1 protein-coding gene and 1 pseudogene are annotated in these 2,058 nt (G+C 58.5%); both read left to right on the top strand.

Annotation, left to right across the window (positions count from 1 at the left end; translation table 11 throughout):
* Positions 1–303: HigA family addiction module antitoxin (locus E3D03_RS20530; RefSeq protein ID WP_263568490.1), on the top strand; the 303-nt coding region annotated here is incomplete at its 5' end.
* Positions 284–2,013 (top strand): annotated as a pseudogene (locus E3D03_RS20520) (DNA methyltransferase); the annotation flags it as partial. The gene E3D03_RS20530 and the pseudogene E3D03_RS20520, both read left to right, overlap by 20 nt.
* Positions 2,014–2,058: the final 45 nt, after the last annotated feature.

The following is a 2,058-nucleotide window of genomic DNA, read 5'->3' as shown; positions in this document are numbered from 1 at the left end:
AGTTGGAGCCTCCGGCAAACCCGGCGCGGTTCAAAGAACGGATTGAGCGTCACCGACGCCGCTCGGGTTCTTGGTGTTGATCGACAGACCCTCAGCAACCTGCTGAACGCCCGGTCGGGCATCTCGCCGGAGATGGCTGTCCGGCTGGAAAAGGCGTTCGGCACACCTGCCCGTGAGTGGCTAATGCGGCAGCTTGATTACGAGCTGGCCGAGGTCATGCGTCGGGCCAAGAAGATCAAGGTCGAGCCTTTCCGTGCATCGACCACGGAAAGCGGAGGAACGCATGAACGCCGTCGAGATTGAAGAGGCCATATCCGCGCTCGCCGAGCAGCCGTTCGACGCGACAGAGTTCCCGTTCGCTTTTCTCGAAGCCTTCGGCAACAAGGCCACGACCATCAAGCGGCTGCGTTCGGGCGCATCGAACAAATCCGATGTGGGCGGCGTTCTCCAGACCAGCAACATCCATATTGCGACTACCGACGCAGGTAGCGTGACGGAGAAACTTGCCGCGCTGCGAGCCAGCCCAGCCACGACGCGCAGCAAGGCCAAGTTCATCCTCGCCACCGATGGCGTCACCTTCGAGGCCGAGGACATCGAATCCGGCGAAACCGTTGCCTGCGCCTAGCCGACTTTCCGAACCATTTCGGATTCTTCCTGCCTCTTGCCGGGATCACCACCGTCAAGCAGGTGCGGGATAGTTCATTCGACATCCGCGCCACGAGCCGCCTCAACAAGCTCTATGTCGAACTGCTGAAAGACAATCCCGATTGGGGGAGCGCCGAGCGCCGTCCGCACATGAATCACTTCATGGCCCGGCTGATCTTCTGTTTCTTCGCGGAAGATACCGACATCTTTAACGGCACCGGCCTGTTCACTGCCACTATCGACCAGATGAGCGCACGGGATTCGGCGAACACCCATGAGGTGATCGGCGAGATTTTCCGCGCCATGAACTCGCCGATCAAGGATCGAGCGAGCGCCGCGCTGCCCCGTTGGGCGGATGTGTTTCCCTATGTCAACGGCGGGCTGTTTTCGGGCAGTCTGAACGTGCCACATTTCAGTAAGATCGCCCGGACCTATTTGCTCCACATCGGCAATCTCGATTGGCGGAAGATCAACCCGGACATTTTCGGGTCGATGATTCAGGCCGTCGCCGACGACGAGGAGCGCGGGGCCTTGGGGATGCACTACACCAGCGTCCCCAACATCCTGAAGGTGCTGAACCCGCTCTTTCTGGACGATTTGCGTGAGAAGCTGGAGGAAGCCGGCGACAATCCCCGCAAGCTCCTCAATCTCCGTAACCGCATGGCGCGTATCCGTGTTTTTGATCCTGCCTGCGGCAGCGGCAACTTCCTTGTCATCGCCTATAAGGAAATGCGGTCCATCGAGGCGATCATCAATGAGCGTCGCGGCGAGGCAGGGCGGAAATCGGATATTCCGCTGACCAACTTCCGAGGCATTGAGCTACGCGACTTCCCCGCCGAGATCGCCCGGCTAGCCCTTATTATCGCTGAGTATCAGTGTGACGTGCTGTATCGCGGGCAGAAGGACGCCCTACAGGACTTCTTGCCGCTGGATGCACAGAACTGGATTACTTGCGGCAACGCGCTGAGGCTCGACTGGCTTTCTATATGCCCACCGACCGGAACCGGCGTTAAGCTGGTTGGCGATGACCTGTTTCGGACACCTCTTAATCAGGCGCAGATCGACTTTGAGAACGAAGGCGGCGAAACCTACATCTGCGGCAATCCGCCGTATCTCGGACGTAAGTATCAGTCCGATGAGCAGAAGGCGGAGCTGAAAGCTGTTTTTGCCGGACGATGCAAGGACACGCTTTCCCTCGACTATGTATCCGGCTGGTTTATGAAGGCGGCCGATTTTATGTCAGCGACCTTGGCCGACGCGGCCTTCGTTTCCACCAATTCCATTTGCCAAGGCATACAGGTTTCGTCGCTGTGGCCGGTGATCTTCGCGCGCGAAGTCTCAATCTCGTTCGCTTACCAGTCGTTCAAATAGGCAAACCTTGCTAGGCTCCAGACTCATTAACTTTAGAGCCAG

This window comes from Paracoccus sp. DMF (genome assembly GCF_004407025.1).
GTDB lineage: Bacteria > Pseudomonadota > Alphaproteobacteria > Rhodobacterales > Rhodobacteraceae > Paracoccus > Paracoccus aminovorans_B.
Note: the sequence above shows the minus strand (reverse complement) of the source record. Positions and strands in the feature narration are given on the sequence as shown.